This window comes from Streptomyces sp. NPDC101160 (assembly GCF_044768205.1).
In the GTDB taxonomy this organism is placed as follows: Bacteria; Actinomycetota; Actinomycetes; order Streptomycetales; family Streptomycetaceae; genus Streptomyces.
In genome coordinates, this window is sequence record NZ_JBIWPJ010000001.1 from 1 (window position 1) to 4,975 (window position 4,975).

Below are 4,975 nucleotides of genomic sequence, written 5' to 3' on the forward strand. Positions count from 1 at the left end.
GCGTGACGCCGGCTCAGGTGCAGGCGGTGTGGCTGAAGGAGCAGATCCTCGGGGACAACCTGGGGGCCTTCCCGCAGGGTGCGCAGAACCTGCGGGACTCGCTCGCCTCGATCGTCTCCTTCGGGTGAGCAGAAGCTCGCGAACATGGTGCTGAACCAGTGCGGATCGCTGAAGGCCACATCCTCCGTGCGGGGCTCGGCGACCGCCTCAGCGTGGCGCACGCAGACGTGCGGGCTCCGGGGGACCCGGTGGTCAGGAACCGCCCGTGCCCACCCGCGCCTCGTGCCAGGGAACGAACGCGTTCGTCAGCCCAGCCAGCGCCGGGCGCAGTTCCGGGTGGTGGCGCAGGACCACCGTGGCCATGGTGTTGTCGTCGATCCAGGCCATTCCGGCCTTGGAGTACACCTCCGGGGTGTAGTACGCAGTGAAGAAGCGGTCACTGCTCAACCTGACCGAGGCCATCAGGATGAAGATCCTGAACGCGGTGTTGCTGAAGGTGAATCCGGCCGGAAGCCGCTCGGCGTACATCCCGACCATCAGGTCGACCTTCTCGATGTCGTTCTCGTACAGCCGCTTGATCTCCTCGGCCCATGCCGGATTGTCCGTCAGATCCTCGAAGCTTGCCGCCGGCTTCATCCGGAGGAGCCGCCTGAACTCGTTGTAGCGGGGGACTCCCAGCTCCCGGCTGCGCAGGATGTCGGTCGCCGCAAGGTCCTGCATGCGTCCGTCGGGGCGCTGGTACTCCTGAAGGAACTTCGGGAAATTGTGCAGGGTGACCAGACCCGGGTGGAGCGTGCCGAAGCTGTAGAGCAGGTCGGCCATGTTCGTGCTCCTGAGGACCTTCAGCGCCTCGGGTCCTGAGATCTCGCGCAAGGAGCACTGGCGCAGGGTCTCGTTGTCGACGGCAGAGCGCAGGTGCCAGTCGTCGCGGATCAGCGGATGCATGCGGTAGATGGCCACGAACTCCTCGGTGAGGGCGAACGGGGCGCCGTAGTGATCCGTTTGCGCGCTGGGGATGCCGCTGACGAGCTCGCTGTCGCTGATCCGGCCGAGAAGGTTGTGGATGCGTTCCCCCGCGAGGCCCCACCAGTTGGTCTGCAGGGCCTTGACGGTCGTGGGATGGCTGATCACGGCCGGCGTCCATTCCACGGTGTGGATCTTGGCGATGAGCGCGGAGTTGACGAGCCGCGCCCGTTGGAACAGCTCCTCGTCGTCCCAGGACGGATACGCGGCATGCAGATGGTCGCAGATGGCGTTGTGCTCGCGGGCGAACAGATCCTGCATCATCGCCAGGCCCAGCCAGAAGCCGGGCACCCGCGACGGGGCGCGGGACGGGTCGGAGAAGGGGGTCGGCTCGTCGTCCCACAGCCGCAGCCTGCCCCGCTCACCGGTGCGCAGCCGGCGTTGCTCCGCTTCACTCGACCCGTAGATCTGCGACGCGTCCCACCAGTGGGAGGAGACGTTGACGCGCGTGTCGGGCATGTCGGTACCCGCCTGCGGGTCCCGGGTCGGGTCCTCGCGTGTCCGCAAGATCCGCATCGGGCTCTCCGGCCAGGGATCGTCGTCCATGAGGGGCACTTCCCAGGGCCGGTCCTCAGGACTCGTACCGTGGCTGAACCAGTCACGGATCATGAACTGCAGCCAGGTGGAGATGAGGGCGTTCACCGACTCGGCCGGGATCAACTCGTGACGGGTGAGCAGGGCTCGGCTGACGGCGCGCGGGTTGGGCCGGGACAGCACGTCCTCGGGTGTGGCCGGTGCGATCTTGTCCAGCGGGATATTGCGGTTGAAACGCGTGCCCGCCATGCCCATCCGAGGCTCGTCGAGGTCGTTGAAGCTGCCGTCGGCGCTTCGATTGACCTTGTGTTTCTCGGACTTCTGACCGGGATCGGGAAGGTTGACCGAGGGGAGGTGCGTGGTGTCGTGGAGGTTTTCCTGACGGAGCCTCACGCGAAGTCCGTAGAGGACCGCCAGGCCAGGAATCACGGCCAGCTTGTCCCAGCCGACGCGCCGGTCGACGTACTCGGCGAACTCGCCGGCGATCCTCCACGGAAGAGACGTGGATGAGGAACGGGAGCGGCGAAAGAGGGGGCGCTGTGGGCGCATGGCGGTACTCCTTGGACACTCTTGGTGAGTCCTGCATCGGGCTGACCGCACCGACCGTGCAGGTGGGTCGCGCCGTCACCCGCGCGTTGACGATGTGGTCGAAATCCCGTGCCCGGCTCGCGGAAGTCCGGACTCCGCCGTCACCGCGGCGTGTTCCGCCCGGACGGCCGGCGCACGGCTCGGGGTCGGCGACCGGGAAGGGCCGGAGTCATGGCGGCGGCACTACGGAGCTGCCACAGAGCCGCGGCGGCCGCACCGACCTCACGGTCCACGCGCGTCTCGACACCACCGCTCCACCGGCGTGAAATTCACACTACGCGAATTCAACGCTAGGAGAAGGTCGGCCCGCCCGCATGTCGGAACCACGCACTGAGGCTCCACCGGCATCGCCGCCGACCGGTCCTGCGGATCCTGGCAGTGGCAGTTACGATGGTAAGCGGAAGGGGGCGCCGAGATTCCGTTCTCGGCCCGAATGCCCCTTGCGGGAAGCGCAAGCCGCAGTCGATCCATCCCGGACGAATTGATCTGACGCCTGCTCTTCTGCTGCGTCGGACAGCCGCTTGCGCGGCGTAGCCTGCGGGCGCTCTTCTATGGGTTTGACATCCCGTGCGGGGGCATGGTTCCCGATTCCTAGAAATTCCCGATGCGTGAATTTCGGACTGCCAGGATACGGAGAAAGCCTATGCTTGGTGTCATCATGACGTGCGCGGCGATCATCCTGATAGGCTTGATGGCCCGCTTTTCACGGTCTGTCCACGCCGACCTGAAGTGCGGCGACGCACCGATGTATTTCGATGACGGACTCATTGTCACCTGGGCGGGGCCCGCACCCGAAGGGGCGCGGGTGAAACTGGGGAACGGTGGCATATTCGAGCAGGTGGAGCAGGTGACCGGGGCCGGAATTCCGGCGGGCTACCCGGAGAAATACCTGGAAAACCTTCGCACGTCTGAGGTGTTCAACGCGAGCATGGCGTGGACCCCTGACGAACTGGTGCGCTGGCAGGAACGCCATGGAATCGAGATGGAGCCCGAGGCCATGAGCGTATTCGAAAGCTACCTCAACAATGGTCACCGAATCTTCATGGCGCTGGTGGACCATCCGAACGTCTCGGATCCGGGAGCGTTTGTGGCCTGCAGCCTGGTGCTCCAGCGTGCCGTGATCGTCCATAACGGCCGACGGCAGGACCTGTTCCTGCGTTCGTACTTCCACAGCGCGCGGACCGACTCGTCGGAGTACGTCAACTTCGTGCCCGGTGGCAGTGTGCACTACTCCTTCAAGACGGATTCGGCGTGGTTCCCGTTGGAGTTGACCCGGTTGATCTCCGAACCGGCTTCCTACGTCGAGTTGGACATCGTCACCCCCGAGGAATTCGACGAGGGTCTTCTTCCGGCCCCGTTCTCGGGGCGCACGAGCGGGCCGGTGCTTCTGGGGGACGTCAAGTATCAGGTGAGGCGAGCCTCGGCCGTTCTCGAGGTGGGAGGAGAGCCACGCGCAGCCATCCCGGACTTCAGAATGGCACTGGGCTGACGGGCCGTGCCGCCTTGCCCGGCGCAATGTGTCCGGCGCTCGGAGGGCCGGCTGATCGAGCCGGCCCTCCGAGGAGCGGTGGCTCAGCGGGAAGACGAGCCGAACAAGCCGGGGAGTGATGAGTGCACACCGCAGAGCTTGTCTACCTGGCCGGACTGGCGCTGGCGTTCTCGGTGATCACGTCCTTGACGTACTTCGTCCGTGTGGCATCCGAGTCCATGGCGCCGACACTCCTCGTCGACGACCGGCTCCTGGTGGTCCGGAGGGCGGCACTGACGCGGCGTTTCCCTGCTCGCGGCCAGATCGTGGTTTTCACCGCTGACGCCGAGGGCCCTGAGGGAGGACGCGTCCGGCGCAGGATGGTCAAGCGGGTGGCCGCCACGGGCGGGGACAGCGTCCTCGTCGGCGGTGTCCTGTCGGACGGCGTGGTCTGCGACGAAACGCGGCCGAGAGGGCAGGGGCCGGTGTGCGAGCCGAAACGCGTCGACGTACCGGCAGGCGGTATTTACGTACTGGGGGACAACGGGTCGGTTTCGCGCGACTCGCGAGAGTATGGGTGCATCCCTTCGCGGCAGGTGACGGGCTTGGTCGTTCTCGTGGTGTGGCCACTGCGCCGGGCGCGAGTGGTCCGATGACGGGATCCGCCCTCGCGGCCACGGCCGTACGGGGTAGCACCGGTAGCAGTGACATCGGCCGACGGCCTGGGCGTCAGCGAAGGGGCCCCGGGCGAGTTGAGGAGGCTCCATGGACCCGCGCACCGGCCGGGCGGCGCGTCGCCGGCCCTCACCCCCGCGCATGACGCCGGCCTACATGCTGTGCGCCGCGGCCTTGTTGGCCCTGCCCCTCTCTCCAGGGGCGGCGACCGCAGTACCCCGCTCGGCCCCTGCCGCCGACGTCGTGGTCGTCGACTGCTTCACCAAGCCCCAGGTGCGGCCCGCGGACTTCCTCCTCGCCTGCGGGGACGGGAACAACCGCCTGACCGGCCTGCACTGGACCAGCTGGGGCCCGAGGAGCGCGACGGGCACGGGAACCGATCTGGTGAACGACTGCGTGCCCTACTGCGCGGCCGGGACCTTCCGCTCGTACCCGGTCACCGTGACGCTGAGCCGTCCCGAACCCTGGCCGCGCGAGGCGGGCGTGCTCCACTTCACCCGGCTCCGGCTCGCCTACACCGGTGCCGCGCCCGCCCCGCTGCCGTCCGAGGTGACGTACCGGCTCTGGAACTGAGCGGCGGGGGGGCCCGGGGGGGGGGGCGCCCCCGGGGGGCCCCCCCCCGGGGGGCCCGGGGGCGGCGCTGACCCCGACCGGCGCCCCACCCCCCACAAACCCCCCCACCCCCCG

General features: G+C 67.7%; 4 protein-coding genes. 3 read left to right on the forward strand and 1 reads right to left on the reverse strand.

Features of this window, described 5'->3' with window-relative positions; translation table 11 throughout:
* Positions 1–252: 252 nt before the first annotated feature.
* Positions 253–2,106, reverse strand: coding sequence for a peroxidase family protein (locus tag ACIRSU_RS00005; RefSeq protein WP_403787276.1), 1,854 nt, complete (start codon positions 2,104–2,106; stop codon positions 253–255).
* A gap of 682 nt (positions 2,107–2,788) precedes the next feature.
* On the opposite strand from ACIRSU_RS00005, the gene ACIRSU_RS00010 reads away from it, so the two are divergent.
* The 3 genes from ACIRSU_RS00010 to ACIRSU_RS00020 all read left to right on the forward strand — a co-directional run bounded on the left by ACIRSU_RS00010 (position 2,789) and on the right by ACIRSU_RS00020 (position 4,861).
* Positions 2,789–3,634: a hypothetical protein gene (locus ACIRSU_RS00010; RefSeq protein WP_403787279.1), complete on the forward strand. Its 846-nt coding sequence runs from the start codon at positions 2,789–2,791 to the stop codon at positions 3,632–3,634.
* A 122-nt stretch (positions 3,635–3,756) separates the two neighbouring features.
* A complete protein-coding gene (lepB, locus tag ACIRSU_RS00015) occupies positions 3,757–4,269 on the forward strand; it encodes a signal peptidase I (protein ID WP_403787282.1) in 513 nt (170 codons plus the stop codon).
* A 109-nt stretch (positions 4,270–4,378) separates the two neighbouring features.
* Positions 4,379–4,861 carry a hypothetical protein gene (locus ACIRSU_RS00020; RefSeq protein WP_403787285.1) on the forward strand — a complete coding sequence of 161 codons (483 nt, stop codon included), beginning with the start codon at positions 4,379–4,381 and terminating at the stop codon, positions 4,859–4,861.
* Positions 4,862–4,975: the final 114 nt, after the last annotated feature.